A 22,628-nucleotide genomic window follows, 5' to 3' on the forward strand; every position below is an offset into this window, starting at 1 on the left:
CGCTCAGGGGGTAAAATTAAGGACAATCTATATGCCGATATAATGAGTTTGCAGTAAAAATGTAGTATATACCTAAAAATCCTGTTGCGGCGGCATGATAACTCCTCCGAAAAATAAGTCATCTACAGCTTCTGAAGCCGCTTATCAGCATACTGGACAAGCACCGAAAACGCTGTAAAAGCATTGACGGATTTAGGGATGATTACAAAATTTGCACGGATGTATCAAGGCGCTGAGTGACACTTCCGTGCAAAATGAAAATGACCGATTTTAAAAAAACGCATGCATTAAAACGATACGCGTACATGATTTTAGGCACTCTCATACGTCGTTACTTGCAAATGAAGCTATTAATATACAAGAGATAGCCAGACGTTTGGGACACTCTGATATAAGCATGACTGTAAACCACTTTTATGATCACACAGCACAAAGCAGCTATAATTCGGTAAAAACAAGGAACTGTTGCAAAATTTACAACAGTTCCTTAATTTTTATACATTACGCAAACAATTCCCCCGCAGTATCTCTGTAATACTCCGCCTGAGCCGACCATAATTCAAAATACGCTCCCTTATCGTCGAGCAGCTTATCATGTGAGCCACGCTCTACAATTCTGCCGCCATCGAGAACGGTAATATCGTCACAGAAACAGCAGCTTGACAGCCTGTGTGAAATATAGATCGCCGTTCTTGTTCCTACTATTGAGTTGAATTTAGTGTAGATATCGTGTTCGGAAATGGGGTCAAGCGCCGCTGTCGGCTCGTCAAGCACAATAAACGGCGCGCCTTTGTAGATTGCTCTGGCAAGGCAGAGCTTCTGCGCCTCGCCGCCCGAAATCTCCACGCCATGTTCGTCAAAATCCTTGTAAAGACAGGTTTTTATGCCGTTTTCCATTTCAGAAAGCCTATATGTCAGTCCGCTTCGGTTTACACAGTCGGTAACACGCTTCTCGTCATATTCCGTATCAGCCGCAACATTCTCAGCAAGGCTGAAAGAAAACAGCTTGCTGTCCTGAAACACAACAGAAAACAAATCCATATACTCCTCGTATTTGTACTTCCGTATATCAATCCCGTTCAGCGTTATTTCGCCCTCGGTAGGGTCATAAAGCCTTGTGAGCAGCTTTACAAGTGTAGATTTTCCGCTGCCGTTTTTGCCCACAAGCGCCATTTTCTCGCCTATTCGCCATTTTAGATTTATATCCTGCAAAACATACTGCTCGCTGTTAGGATATTTGAAATAAACGTGCCTGAATTCAAATTCGTACTCGTTGTCGTCACGCTTTTCAGTGGGGATTGTCCCCTTGTATTTCTCGTCAGGAATGGCGAGGAAGTCGAAAATCTGCTTGCAGAATATAGGCGTTGTTTTCAAGATTCCAATTCCATCGGAAACATCTGAAATGCCGTTCTGAATTCTTGTAAAATACAGCGCAAACGCTACTACCTCGCCGGGTGAAAGCATTCCCGTTGCTGCTCTGATTACGGCAAAACCGTACATAATAACCCTTGTTGCAATATTTATCATCTGAAACGCCAGATTAGGGGCTAACGCTTTCTTATACCCCTCAAACCAGCTTTTGGCTGTGAAGTCCGAGCTTTTTTCGTGTTTGGAGATTATAAGGTCCTGTTCGCCGTAAATTCGTATTTCTTTGCCGTTGCGGTAATTATCAAGTACAAAATTCTCATAAAATTCTCTTGAGCGCCTTGCCTGAGCTACGTCATCGCTGTTTTGAATATCCTCATAGGCTCTAATTGATTTTTGATTGACGTATGTTGCTTTGAAAACCTCAAGCAAAATTACAAGCAAAGTCATAGCCGCAAGCCCCCACGGTGACTGAACAAATCCGACAAATCCGGCAGTTACAACAGGCTTGGAAAAAGCTATCGGCGCAATGAGCACTGTGCCTACGATAATATAAATCAGCCCCATGCAGGCATTTACTGTGTGGTTGCAAACCGCCGCTAAACCGGTTCCGCCATTCCATATCTGGTTCTGGGATTTGTCGAAGGCTTTGTGCGTTTCAGACGTTTCAACCCTTACAAAGTCCATGTTCATTACCTTTTGGCTCAGCTCTCTGCGCAAATTCATATTTAATGAAAAATGTCGGCTGTTATGTCTTTTGGCGCATAAGCTTACTGAAAAACACAGCACAAAATCAGCAAGACATACCATTGCTGCTGTAAAAATCAGCTTACCAAGAGGCTCGTTTTTCGTTATGGCGTTGATTACAGAAGCCGCAAGATATACACCTAGAAACTCCGAAATCACAAAAAAGAACTGTTGTAAAATACGCAGAAGTAAATTGCCTTTGTTGCTTTTTTCAATTAACGCAAGACATTTTTTGTATATTTCAAGCTTTTCCCTGACCGTCATTTTCTCGTTATCCTTACTCATCAAAATCACCGTCCTTATCGGTATAATAGCTGCTTTGAAGCTTAAACAGTTCGGCGTATTTTCCGCCCTTTTTCATAAGCTCGGCATGAGAGCCCTCTTCTGAAATTCCGCCGTTTTCTATCATAATAATTCTGTCGCAAAAGCGTGTAGACGCAAGCCTGTGTGAAATAAATACGCTCGACTTCCCCTTTGAAAATTCTGCATAATTAAGATACATTTTATGCTCGGCGATGGGGTCAAGAGCGGCGGTCGGCTCGTCTAAAAGCAGTATAGGAGCGTTTTTATACAATGCCTTTGCAAGGGCGAGCTTTTGTGCCTGACCGCCCGAAAGCTCTGTTGCGTTATCATAAACCGATTTTACAAGTCGTGTATTTTCCTTTTCCGGCAGGCTCATAACCTTATCGTAAAGTCCTGCCTTTTTAAGACATTCGTAAACCCGCCGCTTATCAATATCTTCCGATTTCGAGCCTGCTATATTTTCCGCAATCGTTACGGGAAGCGTCGAAATATCTTGGAAAACTGTCGAAAACAGCTTGAAATATTCCTCTCGGTTGTAGATGTTCACTGGCTTGCCGTTAAGCAGAATTTCTCCCTCGGTAGGGTCATAAAGTCCGCACATAAGCTTTATCAGCGTGGTTTTACCAGCGCCGTTAAGTCCCACAAGCGCAAGCTTTTCACCCTTGTGAAGTGTGAAAGAAATATTTTTGATTGTTGGGTTTTCCGATTTGTAATAGCTGTAGGACACGTTTTTGAACTCGATTTCATATTCACCCGTCGGAAGCGGCTCACCCTCGTCACGGTTGGTATTTTCTTTCATCTCATAATAATCGCGGACGTATGAAATATTTTCAGAAAGCCACTTATAACCGGCGTAATTTTCGCACCAGTTTCTCACCGCATTTGAAAGATTCTGAATAGAATTAAAATACAAAACAAAATCGCCGGCACCGATATTACCGCTGACAACCTCGTAAATAACGAAAACGTATGCGCCGAAATTGCCTGCAATCTGAATAAAATACTCAAAAACCCCATGACGAAACTCCCATTCATCCTGCTGTTCATACCAGTCAAGACGGTTATCAAATGAGCGCTTAAACATTTTTCCGAACCAATCCTGCATATTGAAAATCCGCACGTCCTTTGCATATGCAAAATCACTGCTGGCACGAGTGATATAATTCAGCTGTCTTTCAAAGGTCTGCCAATTATCCGCCATATTCCAAATCCACTTCATTTTGTGGCGGTTGATATAATATCCGGCAACTGCAGGAAGGACAATTATTGGAATCAGCATTGGGTGGAGCATGGAAAGTATTCCGCCGAATGCAAGAATATTGATAGCACAGGAAAGCGTTTTTCTTATTGTTCCCAATGCCGTATTTTGAATATACGTTGTTACTTCTCTGGCTTTCTGGAGCGAGTCGTTCACAAACGTTTTCTCGTTGTTTTCATAATCAGTGGACATATTTTTGCACAGGAATTTTCTGATAAACATATTGGAAAATCTGAATGCACCTACGTTGCCCTCGTAATCAAAGCATTGATTTTTTATATACCGAAAAAATCTCGAGCCAATAATAAGTGCAAGACAAATAAGTGCCAGCGTAAGCCGAGAGCCGTCCCCGATTGCAAGATTTACAACATACTTATCCGTATATGCGTTACAAAGATTTTCCGCTGTTTCAAAAATCACGATTGACAGCGAAGTGAACAAATAAATCGGATAGTTTTTTCTTACCTCACGAATTATGTAGGACATATTATCCCGAACCCCGTGTGAAACCTTAGCCTGCCGCTCATTATATTCCGCCCAAGCAGCGGCTTTTTTTTCTTTTGTATACTTTGTAACCTTTTTTCTCTTTTCCTTCACAGCTTTCACCTCACACTAATCATATCATAAAAATCGACCGCTGTGTTGATTTTTACACGAACGGTCGTTATGATGCATGAATGGTAAATTTACGCCCCTAACGGCAGCATTATTTCTGTAGCAAACACACCCTCCTCGTTTTGCCTGTTGACATAACCGCCGTATTTTTTAGCAACACGGTCTATTCGGAAAATTCCGTAGCCGTGTTCTCCGCTTTTGGTGGACTGATATTCGCCGACAGATTTTTTTACCTCTCCTGCAGCATTCTGAACAGAAAGATAGAACTGATTTTTAAGAGTTCCTATGTAAATTCGCATAAACCTCTCGCTTTCTGGCAGCTTTGCACAAGCTTCAACTGCATTGTCAAGCAGATTTCCCATAACGGCGCACAGCTCCACATCGGACAGCGGCAGAACGCTTGGAATATATGCCTTGACATTTAAAGCTATGTTCAGCTTTTCCGCGACGGACAGCTTGCTGTTCAGAATTGCATCCGCCATAACATTGCCCGTTTTGATTACGGTGTCAACGGTATTAAGGTCATCTGTAAGACCGTCAAGGTAGCTGTTCAGCTTATCGTAGTTGCCCTCGGCGAGCTGTATTTTCATATTCTGAATGTGATTTCGGTAATCGTGCCGCCAGCCCCGTACCTGCTTATACATATTCTCGATTTCACGCACCTGCTTTTCAATAAGCTCGCTCTGAAAGCGTTCTATGCGGCGGTCGATGAGATTGTAAACGATTCGACGCAGCAAAAAAACAGCGGAAACTATCAATGCGCAGACAATAAAAACAACGGCAGTTATAATAAATATTTTCATTACAGATCCTTTTTCATATGATATGGTTTGTCTTTTTCGTATACATAAAACCCGTTTTTCGGGTAGAAGCCGTACGATTCAAACCACTGTTCCCGAGGCTGACCCAGATGTACATAGACTGCTTTTTTCCCAATCTTTCTTAAATGATCTTCAGCGGTTTTTAAAAGAGCAGTTCCGATTCCGCAATGTTTTTGATCGTACTTAACAAACAAACGATGCAGATAAACATTATCTGAGTTTTCAATTGAGTTATAGCCAACGCTTCCGATAACTCTGTTATTATCGTCAAGCGCTATCCAAAACATATCGCCCTTGTTAAAATAATTTTTTTTAATGTCAAGTAAATCTTCATTTAGTCCCGGAATCCTTCCCAATGCATTTTTGGCTTCTAGAACCATAAATATAAGGTCATCTCTGTATTCAGATTCAAACGGCATTATTTTCATCAAGTTCACCCTTTCCCGTATAAAACTCTATAAACCTTTTATTGAACTCTCGGTATAGTCGTCTGGACAGTGGGATTTCTCCGCCTGAATCAAGCGTGACCGTGTTTTTTCCTACGCTCCTAACATATCTGAGGTTTACCCGATAGGAGCGGTGCGATACAGCAAAGCCGGAAAAATCATCAAAACTCCCGATATTCATTGTGCAATCAATGACCGAGCCGTCTGATATATGAACCTGAGTGTTCCGCCCGAAAGCTTCAACAAAAACTATTCTGTCAGCTGAAATATGTGTGGTTCCGCTGTCAGTCGTCAGCACTGTTTCGGCTGATTTTTCAACATACCGCTCTGCATATCTGTTAAGAACGGCAAACAGCTTGTCCTCGTTCAGCGGTTTCAAGAGATAGTGAAAAGCCTCCACATCGTAGCCGTCGCCGATATATTCTGAAAAGCCCGTTATAAACACAATCGGAAGCATATCGCCCTTTTCTCTGAGCTGCTTGGCAAGCTCCATACCGTTGATGCCACGCATTTCAATATCAAGCAAAAGCAGACAGCACGGGTTGTCGGGATAATCAAACAGAAATCCCTCAGCGCTTTCGTATTCGTTTATATGAAGGGCAAAGGGCTTGCTTTCAGCCCACCTACCAAGAATTTTCCGCAGATTATTTATCTGCATACTGTCGTCATCGCAGATCGCTATTGTAATTGCCATACGCTCACCACCTTTAAGTTTAGTATAGCACATATTATGATTTTTTCAAATAATTTTAAAATACATTAGAAAGAAAAGTACTGCTTTTCCGTGCTTTTACGCTATCTATTTCTTTATCAGAACACAATATTCCTCAAACTCTAATTTTCCATTTTCTGCCTTGCCACGCAGTTCAAAAGCATAATCCGCCCACTCAAAAAACTCTGTCTGAGTCATTTTCTTTTTGAGATAGCGTGCATAATGCTGCTTGTAAGCCTTGTTATAAACATTCCAGTAAGGATCGGTCTTGATTTTATCGGCATATTTCTTTCTGTGCCCCATATCACGACAAACCTTGCCATCCATACCCTTGATGGGATTAGTGCAATAATCTGAGAAAATTCCAGCTGTGAGCAGAAAATATTTACCACAGTAACCACATTTCTTCGGATAACTGCATATTACCTGACGGTTTCAGCTTTTCGTAAGTTTTCATTTTTCCGAGAGTTTCAGCGTTAAAATCGTAAAGCAGTTGTGCTGTTTCGGCATTATCAAGGTAACGACTTTCGCTGTGAAGCGTCTCAAGAAACGGATCATAAACCTTCCTTATACGCATAAGGTCGTCAATAAAAATGTAGTATTCGGTTGCAAGTGCTTTCAGCTTGTTATCAAACTCAAGCACCTCATCTATCATATCAGCGCTGTCAAACTCGTCAAGACCAGTCCTGATTTCATATTTGTTATGATAATCAAGCGTTGCTCCGTTTTCATCATATTCATCTTCCAACAGCCATTCATATTCGTCAGGCAGTGCTTCAAATCTATTGCGTTTTGGTTTCAAAAAATCATATGGCAACATAGAACAGATAATACTCTCAACCTTGCAATAAAAATGCATAGCTTCGCATATCAAATCAGAAAAATTGCTCTTTTCTCCTTGCAAAAAATAGATGTGAATCCTATTTAAATTGAGTTATACCAAAAATAGATGTGAAAATAGTTGCCGATAGAGTTATAATATTACATCTATTGACTTTTGTCAAATGCGAGGATATAATGGGAAACACGAACGAAACGTGCATTCTTCTGTTCGTGTGCAGCACCTTGACAACTGAATATATATATCCCCGAACACGCCTGTTACATAGCATAAAGCTGTGTCGGTTTATACCGATTTTATTATGAAAGGTGGAGTTGCAATGCCAACTACCAACAGATGTGTGCTTACCATTAAGGAAGCCGCAAAACTTATCGACGGACTTACAGAATATCGTATCCGTCAGATAGTGCGAGACAGTTACTGCGTACCTACTACGGGACAGCTACCGTGCTTTATGACAGGGAAAAAGTATCTGATTGCAGAGGAAAACTTGTATAAGGCTGTGTTCTGAGAGAACTACGGAAAGGAGATTGCTTATGCATACAGCAGAAATCGTGCAGAACACAGAAGTGCAGACAGAGAACTTATCGCAGTGTAAGAATTGTACTCAACCCCAACGAAATTCATCTGCTCAACGGAACGCTTAATGCCGCAAATGACAAGTCAGATTCATTCTTTCGCAGACAGATTATTATTTCAACAAAGCCGAAACCCGATGGCAGAATTGATGACCCATCCATAGGAATATACCCTCCTTGGTTTCAATGTATTTCTTGTTCAAGGGACTGCAAAGGCTTGTCGCAAATGATTTCGGATTTACCGATGGATGTCAAAAACGTCTTTGCGTTACCTTCACAGAAAGTAATAAAGGCTATACACTAAAAACCGACAAATCAGTGATTCATCGGCTTTCGTAGCTATTATATTATCCTATGCTCGAATGACAATAAATATAAAATTCTTCCTGACTGGGTTTCCACAATTTTTCTTTGTTTGGAAAAAGAGCGTCGAACTTTTCTACTGCTTTTTCATCATTGCAAGGCTCGCTTGCATTACTCTCATGGAAGTACCATCTTCTTCCGTCAAGGACATTATTTTTTAGTTCCCTTACCAAAAGCGGAGTAGGAAAATAATCACCTTCAAGACAAACATTATATTTCTTACAGCTTTTCATTCCTCTTGAAACGTAATTGCCCGGATTACCAAAAATCACTACGGCATCATAACCAAGCTCACAAGCCTTTGAAAACGAGTGTTCTATAAGTGCTTTTCCGTAGCCCTGTCGTTGAAAGTCAGGGTGTATGCTAAGCGGCCCAAATGAAATCACTGTTTTTTCTTCGCCATTTTTGTCAATTAGCTTTGACCTTGTATACATTATGTTGCCAATAATTTTACCATCCAGCTCAATTACAAAATCAAGCTCAGGTATAAAATCCTTATGGCTCCTCATAACGTGAACAAAATAATGTTCGTTACACCCTGGAGTATAGACATTCCAGAATGCCTCCCTTGTAAGATTTTCTACTTCTGCATAATCATTAGTTGTTTCCAAACGGATAATATAGTCATTTTTATTCATTGTTTATTCCTCCTGAAGTTTCTTGACGTCAGCCTTTTCCATGTCTGTCTTAGCCAGAGCTTCGTTTATATTGTCAACCATGAGACGGTCATCCTCATCTGAAAAGCCCTCAAAAACTGTTTTTGTAATATCCTCATGCTGAAAATACATCATTTTATCTCCCATCATACCTTCAGGGTACATACATGCGCCGTAATCAAAATATGCGCTTTTTTCTCCGATATTTACTCCCAGCCCTCTTGCAGCGATCATATACTTCTTTACTCCGCCCTTAATTACTACAATACTTCCCAATGGCAGATAATTTACCTTTTCAATTAACAATTCCTGCTCAAAATTACTTATTTATACTCAATCACTGAAAATTTTATGTCGTTGTTCTCTGCATATTTTTCTGCGTACGAGCCTTTTTCCCCGCATATCGTAAGCTGAGATTCTATGTTTTGAAATGCATCTTCAGATATTTCCGTTACGCTTTTAGGTATTTTTAATTCATTAAGAGATGTACAATTTGCAAATGCCAATCTATCTATTGCCTTTGTATTTTCAGACAGCGTTACATCTTTTAGAGATCTCATTTTATTGCATAAAGCTATCGGAATTTCTTCTATAGTACTCGAAAAATATAACGATGTAATATTTTCACATTCAAAAAAAACATGATCTCCCAAATATGTTATATTGGACAAATCTATACTTTTTAAAGCTGTGCACATATAGAATGCTTGAGATTCAATTTTTGTAACATTATCGACGCCCTCAATATTCATGAGATTTTTGCATCCAAAAAAAGCACGACTTTTAATTTCAGTAACAGTTTCCGGTATAATCACTTTTTTCATCTTTGACCATATGAAAGCTTCTTCACCTATTGCAGTAACTGCATAACCTTTAATTGTTTCAGGAATTTCAACAACCTCTTTGTAATTTGGATTTGTTTTTTCAGATTCCAACTCATCATTAATATATCTGATTATAGTAACTTCATTTTTGTTATTATCAATTTCATATATATACATTTTATCAATGTTACTATTTTTTACATAAAACATTAATAATGGAATTCCGATGATTAGCATAATAGCAACTATGGAAATAGCAATTTTTTTTGTTTTGCCCATAAAATTTTAACCACCTTAATATAAAAATTTATAAATAAAGATTATCGTTAATCCACGTTGTATATCTGTTCAATTTTTCAGATGGATTATCCCCATTTAATACTGTTTTATAATCATTAATCAAATCACTAGTATTGATTTGATTATTATTATTCCTATTATATATCTCTACTTCCTTTTCAAGCTTATCTTTATTGATATATAAATGATTAAGCTGAATATTGTTATTAAATACATTGGTACTTCCGCCAATGTGCAATACATTACCATAGTACTGTATATTTTCCGAGTAAATCAATGCATCTACATTTTTATTATTTTCCTCAAATATGCCTTTATATTCTGAACTATTTAAATGTCGAGAGTTCAAATTCCGTCAGCCGGTGTTTTTCGGATTTTTTCATATATGGTTTTTAACTTCTTATTTTTGCCGTTTGAACACCAAAAAAGCCTGTATCTACGGGCTGATTTAAGGCACTTTCATCTATTTAGTCAGTGTAATATGGTGGAGGCGAGGAGAATCGAACTCCTGTCCGAAAACCTATCCCCACGAATTTCTACGAGTGTAGCTTGTTATTCCGGATTACTCCGTTTCCCTTTAAAGTCCGCAAACAAGCAGGCAGAAATTATCGGTAGACTGCAATACATCAAGAGAGCTACAGCCTTTACTCAATGACGTTCACCACTAATCGACGCCTTATCCTAAGCCGTGGTAATCAAAGGTAAGACGAGCAGCATTAAGCAGCTGCTAATTCAAAATTATCGTTGTCGTTTAATTTCAAAACGTACGCCGTTTAAAGAGAGTGCGCTCCTCTACTCGCTTATCATGCTTCAAGATCCCCGTCGAAACCTTTACGCCCCCATTTTTTATTGATCTGCAAACCTTTTCTGTATATATTTCGGTAGCTTTATAGCTGCGGTCTGTCATATCTGATATTACCGGATCTTCAATCGAACCCTTCAAAGACAATCGCCGAACGAAAAATATTTATATGTGCCTTTTAGAAAGACAATATTCTGTCAGTTATTCTGTTTTCATTGGTGTTACCCAACTCGATCCTTTAAAGCTCTTTCTATATCCCTCTGAGCTGCCTTCTTTGCCATATCGTCACGCTTATCGTGAAGCTTTTTACCCTTGCATACTCCAAGCGCAAGCTTTACTTTACTGCCTTTGAAATAAAGAGCAAGCGGGATCAAAGTCAGTCCGTCCTGCTTTACTTTTCCCAAAAGCCGCATTGTTTCACGTTTGTGAAGCAGAAGCTTCCTGACCCTCAGCGGATCCTTATTGAATATGTTGCCCTGCTCATACGGAGATATGTGCATACCCTTTACCCACATTTCCCCGTTGTCAATTGAACACCAGCTGTCTTTTAAATTAACACCGCCGCTTCGTATCGACTTGACCTCTGTTCCTACAAGCTCAATGCCGCATTCTATTTGTTCAAGAACAAAATAATCATGTCTTGCTTTTCGGTTATCGGCTATCTGCTTTGTTCCGCTTTTATCTATAGCCATTTACGGCACCTCCTTTGCAGTAAACCTAATTATATCACCAATTTCCAATAAAGTCAAGTATACGCTAAATGAATTTTATGGAAATTCAAGGGAATTAATATATCATGCAGAATCAAAAATCAGACCGCAGCAATAATCCACGGAATAAGATAGGTTATAATGCACATTATAGCTGTTGCAAGCAAAAGCCCGAAAAATATAGCAGGAACTGCTTTCTTCATTTTCACCTCAAGCAGACAGGCAAGCAGTGCGCCGGTCCATGCTCCGGTTCCCGGCAGAGGTATTCCTACAAACAGAAGCAGACCCCAGAATTCGTATTTTCGCACCTTATCCCCTTTTGCAAGAGTTTTCTGTTCAAACCGCGATATAAATCCGCCGAACCTTTTAGTGGTTTTAAGCCAGGCAAAGATCTTATTGATAAAAAGAAGTATAAACGGTATAGGTACAATATTACCTATTATACATATGGGTATAGCCTGAATTATCGGAATGTGAAAAAGCGCCGCAGCAACAAGACCTCCCCTTAATTCAAGTATAGGAACCATAGATATTATGAAACATATCAGCTCCTTCGGAAGACCGTCCAAAGTAGTTGTAAACCAATTGATCAATGCGTCACTCATAAATTGTTATTTCCTTTCTTTTCTCTTATTGACCGTCCGATACGGCATATGCTTTTTCTACAAGCTTCATCAGCTTTTTCAGATTCTCTTTCTGATACACTGTCCTGACCTGTCCCACCGCTTCCTCTGCCGCCGCCTTTGCATATTCCTTCCTCCCTGTCTTTAGATAGCAAAGTCCCAGGTACAGGCAGCAGTCAGCCATAGCCTGCTTAGTAGGAGCATTATTTTTAGCCTGCATAAGAAGTGTTTCAGCCTGAGCAAAATTTCCTTTGGCGTATTCATATACTCCAAGAGTATGAAGGACCGGCATATTGTATTCACGCAGCCTTGCCCGTTCAAAATTTGCCTTTGCATTTTTAAGTACTTCATCAGCGCCGTCAATATTACCCTGCATTAAGTTTGCATACAGACGTACGTTGTGATACTCGTCCTGATAAAACGGATTTAATTTTTCAGTTTTTATTTTATCAAGTACCTCATAGCATTCACTATAATGACCACCCTCTGCAAGATATGACGCCAAAGTAAGAAGCGACATTGCCTTTGCTTTCTCTCCCCTTGCCCTGTCAGCTTGGTTTTTCAGCATAGCATACAGCTGCGGAGTCGCTCCTTCGCTTTCCATAATAACCGAGATCCTTCGGTACATTATATTTTTCTTAATAACATACACAAGCAGCAGCGTACTTATAATTATAACACAGACAAGAGCAGATAAACGATATATTGCCGCAGCTGCCGAAATTTCCAGACTCCCTCCGCTTGCAAGCCAGATCGCACACATAATGAAAAGTCCGAAAGCAAGCGACGAAATAAGAATAATTACCGCAGTCAGCAGCGGGCTTTTAAAAATTTTCATAGCTCGCACCTCGTTTTTATAATAACACATTATACTGTAAAAGTAAATAGAAACAAGTAAAAATCAAGTAAAGAATTTTTACACAAAAACAGCCGCTTTATCCTTGACAATTTTGCATATTATGCTATAATATTATTAGAAATATAACAAAACGTATTTTTATCAATTATATATTTTGTATGCAAACAGATAAAGAAAAAGAAAGGAATATATTGATGAAAAAATTATTGTTTGTTTATAATCCGCAGGCAGGCAAGGGAGCGGTTCGTTCCAACCTTAGCGAAATAATCGATATATTTACCAAGGGAGGATATACCGTAACTGCTTATCCTACTCAGGCACCGCTTGACGGATATAAAAAAATAAAAGATAATGCTTTCAAATATGATCTGGTCGTGGCTTCAGGCGGCGACGGAACTCTAAGCGAAGCGGTAAAGGGAATGATGGAGCAGTCAAAGACTATACCCTTAGGCTATATTCCCGCAGGATCTACAAACGATTTTGCTTACAGCATGGGTATTTCAACAAAAATGCCTGCCGCAGCTCAGTCAATAGTCGACGGAGTTCCGTTCGATTACGACGTCGGAGAATTTAACGGTGAATATTACGTTTATGTTGCAGGATTCGGCGCTTTTACGGACGTTTCCTATGAAACGCCGCAGAACGCTAAAAATTTATTCGGCCATGCCGCTTATGTAGCAGAGGCTATAAAGCGTCTACCTAAGTATACGGGATATAATATAACTGTTGAGCATGACGGAGAAACTATAAACGGAAATTTTATACTTGGACTTGTTTCAAACACAGTTTCAGTAGGAGGAATGAAAAAGCTGATCTCAGAGGGAGTTTGCTTTGATGACGGATTATTTGAGGTGATCCTTGTTAAAACTCCGGTAAGTCCGCTGATGCTTCAAAGTCTGCTGGCTGAAGCAGCTCTGAATAAGCTTACTGATAAACATTTTATAAAATTCAAGACTTCTAAGGTAAAGTTTACTTCAGAAGCTGAAATAGCGTGGACGCTTGACGGAGAATCCGGAGGCGCTCACAATAAGGTCGAAATTATTAATCATAAACAGGCAGTAAGATTCCTTGTAAAGCCTGATGACAAAACTGCTGAACAGCAGCTTATCAACGCGATCGATACCGCTGATATTCCTATCGACACGATACTGGAAGATCAGGAAGGAATCGAATACTAAAGAAACAGCCAACCGTTTTATACATAGCAGAAATGATCTGCTTAATTTAAGAAAGGAAATGATCTTCGCTTGAATTTTAAAATCAAAAAGGCTTCTATTTCATTATTTGCAGCTCTTTTAATTAACGCAGCCTTGGTTTGTATGTGTGCATTTGCCTTCGATAGTGAGTTTGCAGGAACGATTTGTGCAGTTTCTGTAACGGCCGTTTGGCTGTTCTATGTTTTTGGCTTCTGCCGCAAAAAGGTCTGACTTCAAAACGGCTTCCGATGTTAAAAACGGAAGCCGTTCTTCTTTTGCATAAAATAAAGCCGATACTAATTACTGAGTACCGGCTCATATTTTAAAATGCTTTTGTTATATTTACTTTACAGGAACGATCCAGCCGTACTTGTCATTTACCTTTCCCCATTGAATACCAGTCATAGTATCGTAAAGCATCTGTGAAACAGGACCGATTTTATTATCGTTGATCTCCATTATCTTATCGCCCCATTTCAGATGTCCTACAGGCGAGATAACGGCGGCAGTACCTGTTCCAAATACCTCGTCAAGCTTTCCGTTATCATAGGCGTCGGCAATCTCCTGAATAGATATTCTTCTTTCGGTTACCTTATAACCCCTGTCTCTGCAAACTTCGATAGCTGATTTTCTTGTAATACCCGGAAGAACCGAACCGGTAAGCTCGGGTGTAATAACCTCACCGTCGATAACAAAGAATATGTTCATAGAGCCTACTTCTTCAACGTACTTTCTTTCAACGCCGTCAAGCCAGAGAACCTGCTCATAATCCTGCTTATGTGCCTCGTCCTGACCGGCAAGAGAGATCGCATAATTTGCAGCCGTTTTTGCAAAGCCTGTTCCGCCTCTTACCGCTCTAACATATTTGTTTTCAACATATATCTTAACCGGATTTAATCCTGTTGAATAATACGCTCCCGACGGAGAAAGGATTATCATAAACATATAATGGTCGGCCGGCTTTACTCCTACATACGGATCTGTTGAGATAATAAACGGCCTTATGTAAAGAGACGCTCCCTCAGTATGAGGGACCCAATCCTTCTCTATATTAAGCAGAGCCATAAGTCCGTCAAGACAATCCTGCTCGTTTATTTTCGGAATAACCATTCTTTCAGCCGATACATTCATTCTCTTGAAGTTCTCGTCAGGTCTGAAAAGCTGAACGCTTCCGTCAGCAGTACGATATGCCTTCAGTCCTTCAAAGATCTCCTGTCCGTAATGAAGACACATTGCGGCGGGGAAAAGAGATATTTCTCCGTAGGGAACTATCCTTGCATCATGCCATCCCATACCCGTATCGTAATTCATAATAAACATATGATCTGTAAAAATATGCCCGAAGCCGAGCTTTGTTTCATCAGCCGGCTTTTCCTTAGGAGCAGAGGTACGCTCGATTTTAATATCCAACATACAAAATCCTTCTTTCATAATTTTTGTTCAACTTAATTATAATACACTTTAATATAATTTTCAAGTAGTTAAGACAATTTTTTTGACATAGCTTTTGACATATCAATGAATAATCATAATTACCGACCTGCAAAATAAACGGCAGTGTTCTTAGTGACACTGCCGTTCATATTGGTTTTATTTCAGGGAATTAAGCAGGCCGCTGCTGTTTATAATATTGATAAGAAATTCAGGAAAAGCCTGCCCCTGATAGGTTTCGTTCTTTGTTATATTTGTAATAACTCCGCTTTCAAAATCAATTTTCACCTCGTCGCCGTCACTGATCTTTTCCGCAGCCTCGGGACACTCTATAATAGGAAGACCTATATTTATTGAATTTCTATAAAAAATTCTTGCAAATGTCTTGGCGATAACGCAGGAAATTCCACTTGCCTTGATTGCGATAGGAGCGTGTTCCCTTGAAGAACCGCAGCCGAAGTTAGCCTGTGCAACAATAATATCGCCTTTATTCACTTTATTTACAAATTCAGTATCTATATCCTCCATGCAGTGAGCAGCAAGCTCCTTATGGTCGGTAGTATTCAGATACCTTGCCGGAATAATAACGTCTGTATCAACGTTATCCCCGTATTTATGTACTCTGCCGTGTGCATTCATTAAATTGAACCTGCCTTTCCGATATGTGATCAGTTTTTATAATCCGGAGAATTAAAGATATTCTCTCCCATAGCCTGCTTCCTTAGTTCCTCGTAAACCTGCTCAAGATACTGAGGAGTGATCTCGTCCTTATTCCTTGAGATAAAATAACAGGTTTTTACTTTATGGAACATTCCCTCTTTTACTATTCCGTATACAGGCTGACCCTTAATATTTGAGGTATAGAAACTATTCATTCCCTTTTTGTCAAGCAAAGCCTGAGTCATCTCAACGGTAAAATTATTTTCTGCGCGAAGCTGCTCTACCATTTCATCCGCCTTATCCTCTCTCTGATCGTCATTCAGAGAAGTACCGTATTTTTTTGTAATGATACTTAGGATAATATCCCAGAATATTTCACGAATGTAATTTTTCATTTATGAATCCTCCTAAATAATTAGTGCCCCAATTGATTCATTAATCAAATAACAAATGATCAGAACGCTTTATCTCAGAATTTAATCCCGAGCTTTTCCGACCATTCAGCTGCCCCCGGAAAATTCCCTCTAAAATTTTCTTTAAAAACTATTTTACCATCGCTTTTTCTTCAGCTTCTCAGCCGATTATCTCCGACGGCTGAGATATTCTTCCCGTTACCGCCGAAGCCGCCGCAACATAAGGAGATGCCAGATAAACCTCGGATTCGGGGTGACCCATTCTTCCGACAAAGTTTCTGTTGGTAGTTGCAACTGCTCTTTCTCCCTTAGCGAGTATACCCATATGTCCGCCAAGGCAAGGTCCGCAGGTAGGAGTTGAAACGGCACAGCCTGCATTAATGAAAATTTCAAGCAGTCCCTCCTGCATAGCCTGAAGATATACCTTCTGAGTTGCGGGAATAACTATACACCTTACATTATCTGCAATTCTTCTGCCTCTGAGTATTTCAGCGGCACATCTCATATCCTCTATTCTGCCGTTGGTACATGAACCGATAACTACCTGATCAATCTTTACATTGCCGATCATATCAAAAGTTCTGGCGTTCTCAGGAAGATGAGGGAACGCAACAGTCGGCTTAATATCGTCCAGACAAATATCGTATACTGCATCATACTCGGCGTCGGGATCTGCTTCATATACCTTGTAATCCCTGCTGACTTTATCCTTTATATAATCAAGCGTTATCTCGTCAACGGCAAAAATACCGTTTTTAGCTCCCGCCTCGATCGCCATATTAGCCATACAAAGCCTGTCTTCCATAGTAAGGTTTTTAAGTCCATCTCCGGAAAATTCCATAGACTTGTAAAGAGCTCCGTCTACTCCTATCATACCGATAATATGAAGAATAACATCCTTTGCAGCTGAATATTTCGGAAGCTTTCCGGTTATATTAAATTTAATAGCTGACGGAACTTTGAACCATGTTTTTCCTTTTGCCATTCCTGCACACATATCCGTAGAACCGATACCTGTGGAAAATGCCCCAAGAGCTCCGTATGTACAGGTATGGGAGTCTGCGCCGATTACGCAGTCGCCAGGAGCGACAAGCCCTTTTTCAGGAAGCAGCGCGTGTTCAATACCCATATCGCCTACATCAAAAAAATTCTTTATCTTATATTCGCCGCAGAAATCCCTGCACTGCTTACACTGTCCGGCAGCTTTTATATCCTTGTTAGGTGTAAAATGATCCATTACCATCGTTACTTTTTCGGTATCAAAAATTGAATCGAAGCCCGCCTTATTAAACTCGTTGATAGCAACAGGCGAAGTTACATCGTTTCCAAGCACAAGATCCAAATCAGCCATGATAAGCTGTCCAGCCTTGACCTCGTCAAGACCGGCATGAGCGGCAAGAACCTTCTGCGTCATAGTCATACCCATATATTTCTTACTCCCTTCTCTATTTAAAAGCTTGAATTTTCAAAACCGCAATGATTAATTGGTTTAAAAATTTACAGCTTATAACGCTTAACATATTATTATTATAACACACCCATTGAGTGCATGTAAATACATAAAAGTTATATTAAATATGAATAATATTTATATATAACGTTTGAATTATAAGGATATTAGCTTACATAACCATTTTAGTTTTTACACTGCCTCCACAATACCGCGCATACATTGGTTTCAGAAGATTTTGCTCTTATAATCTTATAAAATATGAAACTAAATGCAACAAATCTGACATCAAAGTTCTTGTAAAATTCATACAAAACGCTTAATACTTATTCATATACTTTGTTTATTCTGCCTTAATTTTGAGAATAAATACAGCATAACTATCCTTGAATTAATTACGCTTCGTTTCAAAAAATAATAACAGCGGAACAAACCGCCTTTATGAAAGGAGCGAAAAAAATGAAAATCAGTTCAATTGCTAAAGGAGTTTCAATCGGACTTACTGCCGGAGCTATAACCTATGCTGTTGCAAATGCGACTTCAAGGGAAAAACGCCGCTTAAAGTCCAACGCCGGAAAAGCTATTCACGCTATCGGCGATATGGTTGAAGGCATCAATATGATGATGAAATAAAGCTGAAGCCGCAGAACTGCGGTCTGCGGCTACATAACTTATATCAGAAGTCTGTTATCTTACCGGAAACGTACTTTAATATTATCAGTGCATCGACAACGTCGGCTTTGCCGTTTGAATCAACATCGGCTCGCTTTTTCTGTTCTGCGGTAAGATCAATACTTCCTGCATTGTATTTCAGTACCGTAAGCGCGTCAACTACCGTGATAGATTTATCGCCGTCAACGTCGCCGAGCTGAAGCCCTTTTGAAGCCTCCTTTCGGGTAACGGTTATCTTATAGGTTCTGACAGCTCCGCTTGCTGCAGTTACATTGATATTCAGTGTATTCTTGCCTATTTTCAGGCTTTTATTCCCTGTTCCCGAAATCTTCGCCTTCTTACTTAAAGCCGTCGCATTTACCGTTACTGACGAAATATTGTTATCTACTGTAAGCTTATAAGACTGGGTATATTTATCAAACGAAGGCGTAACCTTCTGACCCGATATACTGAGCGATTTCAGAAGATTGTTATTATCTCCGCTGCTAACCGGCTTTGTAAATACTGTATCAGGCATTTCCTTGTAAACAGGTATCTTAAATTCGAGCTTAGAATTGAGAACATCGTCCGAATAAGCATTTTTTAGTGAAACAGCCTCATTAGCCTGTCCGAAAACGCAGGTCATATACTGGTGATAATAATAGCCGTTTCCTCCGTCTACTACGTCAAATTTCTGAAGGTAAAGGGTGTCCTGTTCTTTGGTAATATATCCTGTTCCCAGAAAAACAGAACCGCCTATAATAGACTTATACTGATTAGTCCAAGGCAGAAGATAGGTCGGATTTTTAGTCTTGGCGTACTTGCAGCCCATTTCCGCCGCAGTCATAGTCGACGTCGCATAAGCCTGAATATCAAAAAAATTAAAATAATTTTCATAGCCCTTTACCGTACCCAGCGACTGAGGAGCGCCGTTTACTCCCTGCTCATTCCTGCATCTTGAAGCAAGATGATACGGAGATACTCCCGACTTTTCCGCTGCGTCCATAAAAGTCTGCGCATAGGAATACGTCTTTTTTGTATCGGGACAGGTATAACTGCCGCTCATGAACGTATCTGACAGAATAGCCTTTACTCCGCCGATATTATGTATATCCTTATTATATGAAAGATTCTCGAACATAAATATATAGGTATCGTCCAAGAAGTTTCTCGGATCCATATAATAAGCTATTATTTCTTTAGAAGCCGCCACCCAAGAACCGTCCAGTCCGTACCACTGGTTATTCTCAAAATCATATGCTCCTTTCTCCATTGACTTCCAGGACGCTAATGCTGAGCTGTGTACAAGGTTTCGTCCCAGAACATTTTCTTCTTTAAGAGCTTTATCCCAAGTCATTTCAAGCTGCTGTGCTGTAAAGACCCAATTGGGATATTTACTGTGAAGTTCTCTTAACGCAGGCTTATAGCTTTCAGGAAAGCCCTGCTTATCAAGATAGCTTTCAAAATCCTTATCTGACGAACCTACCTGCTGCGAACCTGAAACAGAAATATACTCCGAGGATACATAACCGCTTTTTTCAGATCCGGACTTAGAATAACTTATCTTATACCACTCTGAGCCGTCAGAGCCTTTAACTGTGCTTTCAACAGTAACGGTATCTCCGTAATACAGCATTCCTGTTTTAGAGTATGAAGTTCCTGCTCCGAAACGGATATTTAAAGCGTCAGCAGTGCATTTTCCTGTCTGAGCCGCACTTACTGTAAAAAAAGAACTTAAGATTGATATTACAAAAACTGCCGCTACGGCAAAAAAGTATTTATTAAAAGTCATTTTTCTTCCCTCATTAAATATATTGTCTGAATATATCGGTTTATTTTATATTATAAGGCAGGAAAATCTTTTTTGTCAACCGTTTTTTTATTCAAAAAATATTTACAAGTACAAATAAACGTTCTTTTATCAAATATTACAATTCAATTACAGCATATATTGTGTTTTGTAACCTTACCTGCTGCATATATTTAGTGAAATATAATGTGGCTCGCAAAATACCTAAAAATATCGCCGTTTTTTCGACATTTTGACTATTGACTATTTTAAGATAGCTGTGCTATAATTCATATACTAAATGTAACCTTTTGAAATGATGTTCAAAATTCGGTACACTTTATTTTTTGTTAAGATTTAATTAATACAGTCAAGATTACGGAATTAAAATAACAGGAGGGTATAAAATGAACCTGAGGGTAAATAAGATTGCACTTTCAATCGCAACTGCTGCACTGATGATAACTTCGATACTTTCAACGGTCACTTCAGCGTCAGCTACAAATGAGATAACCCTGACTGCCGACAAGAACACTGCAAAAGCAGGCGAAAGAATAAACGTAACAGTCGGATACATACCTAACGATACCGGGGCTGCCGGCTTTACGATCAATCTGCATTACGACGCCGATAAGGTAGACGTTTATGTTCCCTCCGAATCTGAAATGGACTCAGCATATAATGTCGGAAGTAAATTTTCAGTAATTACCAATTACGTTTCTTCTGAGGGAACGGTCAAGATCGTAGGTGCAAACCTGTCAAGTACAAATATTACCTCAAAAACAGATATTGCCCTCGCAACCTTTACTGTTAAAAGCGGAGCTAGCGGAAAGATAAATTTCTGGACAGATATTGAAACAATGGTTTCTTCTAACGGTTCAGGCTATGTAAATTCTTCATATTCCGCTCCTACCGATAAATCTCCGCTTACGGTCAGCGGGCCGACAGAAACAACAACTGTTACCACAGTATCTTCCTCCGTTTCAAAAACTACTACGGAAGCCAAGACGACCACTACAGTAAAAACTACTACACAAAAGACCACAACAACTGTTAAAACTACCGCAGCAACTACAGCTGCTTCAACTGCAAGCAAAGAAACTTCTTCAAAGCCCCAGACAGTCACCTCGGTATCCTCCGTAAAGCCGCAAACAACCACCACAGTTCCTGTTGTTACAAAGCCGGATGAATCTGTGTCTGTATCTTCACAGGAAAATGAGAAAACCGAGCCTATTTATACATACAAGACCGATGATAAGGATTTCAATTCAGAAGAAGCCGTAAGTTATTCATTCAGTCTTTCAGACTACATAAAGGATTACTCACAGCTATATAATATTAAAGTTAACATATCTACAAACGGAAGCGTAAACGGCGGAATAGGAATGCTTGTAAACAACAGCTGGCAGTCCACCGGAAATATAACACATGAAACCGGTTCAGACACCTGGACAGCTGAAAATATAGATCCTAATTCTATTTCGGGCAACGTTTTCGTTCAGCTTTACTATCTTAAGGAAAATTCCGAATTTGCTATTGATTCCATAGAAGTCGTTCCTGTAAAGGCTTCTGATAATTCAGAAACTGAGAGTTCAGACTCCGACAGTTCAGACAGCAGTAATAGTAAGACAGATACAGATTCCAACACAGATAAAAACGGTACAAGCTCTGACAGCAGCAGCATAGGAGAGGACTCTGCTGTCAGCAGCGAAGCCGAAAAAACGAACAGCAGCACTTCAAGCATAGCTCAGCAGGAATCAAATAATGAAGCAGTAGAAAACGCAGTTGATCACGCTGCTCAGGAAGCAGAAAAAGATTCCGATTCAGCGTCATCAGACAGCAATCCCTCTACGGGTTCAGCCGCTGAACCGATAAGAATAATAATTACTGCGTTGTGCGCCGCAGAAATTCTTTGGTCACTATTCGTAATAATATTCAACCGAGTTCATAAAAAAGAAGATTAATACAGCAAAAACGCCGGAACGATATTTCCGGCGTTTTTTTATACATTATTGGCCTCAGCCGTAAATTCATCGGACAATTTTATTTCTAAATCACTAAATGGTACCTTACACATTTCACAAATTTTGTGTATAATTCCAAAGCTGAGATAATATTATATCATTTCATTGACATTTTTCGACATATAATATATAATATCTACATAAAATAACTGTTTATAAAAATAATTCCTTGGATATTAATGCAATGCGTT

Annotated in this window: 24 protein-coding genes and 1 other RNA gene; 5 read left to right on the forward strand and 20 right to left on the reverse strand. The window is 39.6% G+C overall.

Annotated features, from left to right (window positions below; genetic code table 11):
• Positions 1-295 precede the first annotated feature (295 nt).
• A complete protein-coding gene (locus ACYQ0H_RS03060; RefSeq protein WP_459811581.1) occupies positions 296-535 on the forward strand; it encodes a tyrosine-type recombinase/integrase in 240 nt (79 codons plus the stop codon).
• On the opposite strand, the gene ACYQ0H_RS03065 is transcribed toward ACYQ0H_RS03060, so the two are convergent.
• The 7 genes from ACYQ0H_RS03065 to ACYQ0H_RS03095 all read right to left on the reverse strand — a co-directional run bounded on the left by ACYQ0H_RS03065 (position 502) and on the right by ACYQ0H_RS03095 (position 7,087).
• Positions 502-2,397 carry an ABC transporter ATP-binding protein gene (locus ACYQ0H_RS03065; protein WP_459811374.1) on the reverse strand — a complete coding sequence of 632 codons (1,896 nt, stop codon included), beginning with the start codon at positions 2,395-2,397 and terminating at the stop codon, positions 502-504. The two genes, ACYQ0H_RS03060 and ACYQ0H_RS03065, sit on opposite strands and share 34 nt — an antisense overlap.
• Complete coding sequence (locus ACYQ0H_RS03070) at positions 2,390-4,270, reverse strand: ABC transporter ATP-binding protein (protein ID WP_459811375.1); 1,881 nt, start codon at positions 4,268-4,270, stop codon at positions 2,390-2,392. The genes ACYQ0H_RS03065 and ACYQ0H_RS03070 overlap by 8 nt, the downstream gene beginning before the upstream one ends.
• A gap of 89 nt (positions 4,271-4,359) precedes the next feature.
• On the reverse strand, positions 4,360-5,091 hold the full coding sequence (locus ACYQ0H_RS03075; protein WP_459811376.1) for a sensor histidine kinase: 732 nt from the start codon (positions 5,089-5,091) through the stop codon (positions 4,360-4,362).
• Positions 5,091-5,537, reverse strand: coding sequence for a GNAT family N-acetyltransferase (locus ACYQ0H_RS03080; RefSeq protein WP_459811377.1), 447 nt, complete (start codon positions 5,535-5,537; stop codon positions 5,091-5,093). The genes ACYQ0H_RS03075 and ACYQ0H_RS03080 overlap by 1 nt, the downstream gene beginning before the upstream one ends.
• Complete coding sequence (locus ACYQ0H_RS03085; protein WP_459811378.1) at positions 5,518-6,249, reverse strand: LytR/AlgR family response regulator transcription factor; 732 nt, start codon at positions 6,247-6,249, stop codon at positions 5,518-5,520. The genes ACYQ0H_RS03080 and ACYQ0H_RS03085 overlap by 20 nt, the downstream gene beginning before the upstream one ends.
• 105 nt (positions 6,250-6,354) lie before the next feature.
• Positions 6,355-6,690, reverse strand: a complete 336-nt coding sequence (locus tag ACYQ0H_RS03090) for a DUF6076 domain-containing protein (protein ID WP_459811582.1) — start codon at positions 6,688-6,690, stop codon at positions 6,355-6,357.
• Entirely contained in the window at positions 6,653-7,087 is a 435-nt protein-coding gene (locus tag ACYQ0H_RS03095; protein WP_459811379.1) for a hypothetical protein, read from the reverse strand. Before ACYQ0H_RS03095 ends, ACYQ0H_RS03090 begins: the two co-directional genes overlap by 38 nt.
• Before the next feature lie 340 nt (positions 7,088-7,427).
• Here ACYQ0H_RS03095 and ACYQ0H_RS03100 point away from each other — a divergent pair, with 340 nt between their 5' ends.
• A complete protein-coding gene (locus ACYQ0H_RS03100) occupies positions 7,428-7,619 on the forward strand; it encodes a hypothetical protein (RefSeq protein WP_459811380.1) in 192 nt (63 codons plus the stop codon).
• Positions 7,620-8,033: 414 nt separating this feature from the next.
• On the opposite strand, the gene ACYQ0H_RS03105 is transcribed toward ACYQ0H_RS03100, so the two are convergent.
• From ACYQ0H_RS03105 to ACYQ0H_RS03140, 8 genes are all read right to left on the reverse strand, one after another.
• Complete coding sequence (locus ACYQ0H_RS03105; RefSeq protein WP_459811381.1) at positions 8,034-8,687, reverse strand: GNAT family N-acetyltransferase; 654 nt, start codon at positions 8,685-8,687, stop codon at positions 8,034-8,036.
• 3 nt (positions 8,688-8,690) lie between these two features.
• On the reverse strand, positions 8,691-9,011 hold the full coding sequence (locus ACYQ0H_RS03110) for a DUF4176 domain-containing protein (RefSeq protein WP_459811382.1): 321 nt from the start codon (positions 9,009-9,011) through the stop codon (positions 8,691-8,693).
• A gap of 17 nt (positions 9,012-9,028) precedes the next feature.
• Positions 9,029-9,808: a leucine-rich repeat domain-containing protein gene (locus tag ACYQ0H_RS03115; RefSeq protein WP_459811383.1), complete on the reverse strand. Its 780-nt coding sequence runs from the start codon at positions 9,806-9,808 to the stop codon at positions 9,029-9,031.
• Positions 9,809-9,836: 28 nt separating this feature from the next.
• On the reverse strand, positions 9,837-10,178 hold the full coding sequence (locus ACYQ0H_RS03120) for a hypothetical protein (RefSeq protein WP_459811384.1): 342 nt from the start codon (positions 10,176-10,178) through the stop codon (positions 9,837-9,839).
• 133 nt (positions 10,179-10,311) lie between these two features.
• Positions 10,312-10,670: a transfer-messenger RNA gene (gene ssrA, locus ACYQ0H_RS03125) on the reverse strand.
• Positions 10,671-10,852: 182 nt separating this feature from the next.
• Positions 10,853-11,323 (reverse strand): SsrA-binding protein SmpB, encoded by a 471-nt coding sequence (gene smpB / locus ACYQ0H_RS03130; protein ID WP_459811385.1) that lies wholly within the window; start codon positions 11,321-11,323, stop codon positions 10,853-10,855.
• 119 nt (positions 11,324-11,442) lie between these two features.
• Positions 11,443-11,946 (reverse strand): COG2426 family protein, encoded by a 504-nt coding sequence (locus ACYQ0H_RS03135; protein WP_459811386.1) that lies wholly within the window; start codon positions 11,944-11,946, stop codon positions 11,443-11,445.
• A 25-nt stretch (positions 11,947-11,971) separates the two neighbouring features.
• A complete protein-coding gene (locus tag ACYQ0H_RS03140) occupies positions 11,972-12,802 on the reverse strand; it encodes a tetratricopeptide repeat protein (RefSeq protein WP_459811387.1) in 831 nt (276 codons plus the stop codon).
• Positions 12,803-13,017: 215 nt separating this feature from the next.
• On the opposite strand from ACYQ0H_RS03140, the gene ACYQ0H_RS03145 reads away from it, so the two are divergent.
• Positions 13,018-14,001, forward strand: a complete 984-nt coding sequence (locus ACYQ0H_RS03145; protein WP_459811388.1) for a diacylglycerol/lipid kinase family protein — start codon at positions 13,018-13,020, stop codon at positions 13,999-14,001.
• Positions 14,002-14,361: 360 nt separating this feature from the next.
• On the opposite strand, the gene ACYQ0H_RS03150 is transcribed toward ACYQ0H_RS03145, so the two are convergent.
• The 4 genes from ACYQ0H_RS03150 to leuC form a co-directional block, all read right to left on the reverse strand.
• Positions 14,362-15,432 (reverse strand): branched-chain amino acid aminotransferase, encoded by a 1,071-nt coding sequence (locus ACYQ0H_RS03150; protein WP_459811389.1) that lies wholly within the window; start codon positions 15,430-15,432, stop codon positions 14,362-14,364.
• A 177-nt stretch (positions 15,433-15,609) separates the two neighbouring features.
• Complete coding sequence (leuD, locus tag ACYQ0H_RS03155) at positions 15,610-16,089, reverse strand: 3-isopropylmalate dehydratase small subunit (protein WP_459811390.1); 480 nt, start codon at positions 16,087-16,089, stop codon at positions 15,610-15,612.
• Between the two features lie 29 nt (positions 16,090-16,118).
• A complete protein-coding gene (locus ACYQ0H_RS03160) occupies positions 16,119-16,505 on the reverse strand; it encodes a hypothetical protein (RefSeq protein WP_459811391.1) in 387 nt (128 codons plus the stop codon).
• Positions 16,506-16,683: 178 nt separating this feature from the next.
• On the reverse strand, positions 16,684-17,949 hold the full coding sequence (gene leuC / locus ACYQ0H_RS03165) for a 3-isopropylmalate dehydratase large subunit (protein ID WP_459811392.1): 1,266 nt from the start codon (positions 17,947-17,949) through the stop codon (positions 16,684-16,686).
• Positions 17,950-18,432: 483 nt separating this feature from the next.
• Between leuC and ACYQ0H_RS03170 the strand changes: the two genes are divergently transcribed.
• Complete coding sequence (locus tag ACYQ0H_RS03170) at positions 18,433-18,606, forward strand: hypothetical protein (RefSeq protein ID WP_459811393.1); 174 nt, start codon at positions 18,433-18,435, stop codon at positions 18,604-18,606.
• 43 nt (positions 18,607-18,649) lie between these two features.
• On the opposite strand, the gene ACYQ0H_RS03175 is transcribed toward ACYQ0H_RS03170, so the two are convergent.
• Complete coding sequence (locus ACYQ0H_RS03175) at positions 18,650-20,416, reverse strand: SH3 domain-containing protein (protein WP_459811394.1); 1,767 nt, start codon at positions 20,414-20,416, stop codon at positions 18,650-18,652.
• 404 nt (positions 20,417-20,820) lie between these two features.
• Here ACYQ0H_RS03175 and ACYQ0H_RS03180 point away from each other — a divergent pair, with 404 nt between their 5' ends.
• Positions 20,821-22,377 carry a cohesin domain-containing protein gene (locus ACYQ0H_RS03180; RefSeq protein ID WP_459811395.1) on the forward strand — a complete coding sequence of 519 codons (1,557 nt, stop codon included), beginning with the start codon at positions 20,821-20,823 and terminating at the stop codon, positions 22,375-22,377.
• The last annotated feature ends 251 nt before the right edge of the window (positions 22,378-22,628 follow it).

This window comes from Hominimerdicola intestinalis (assembly GCF_054655215.1).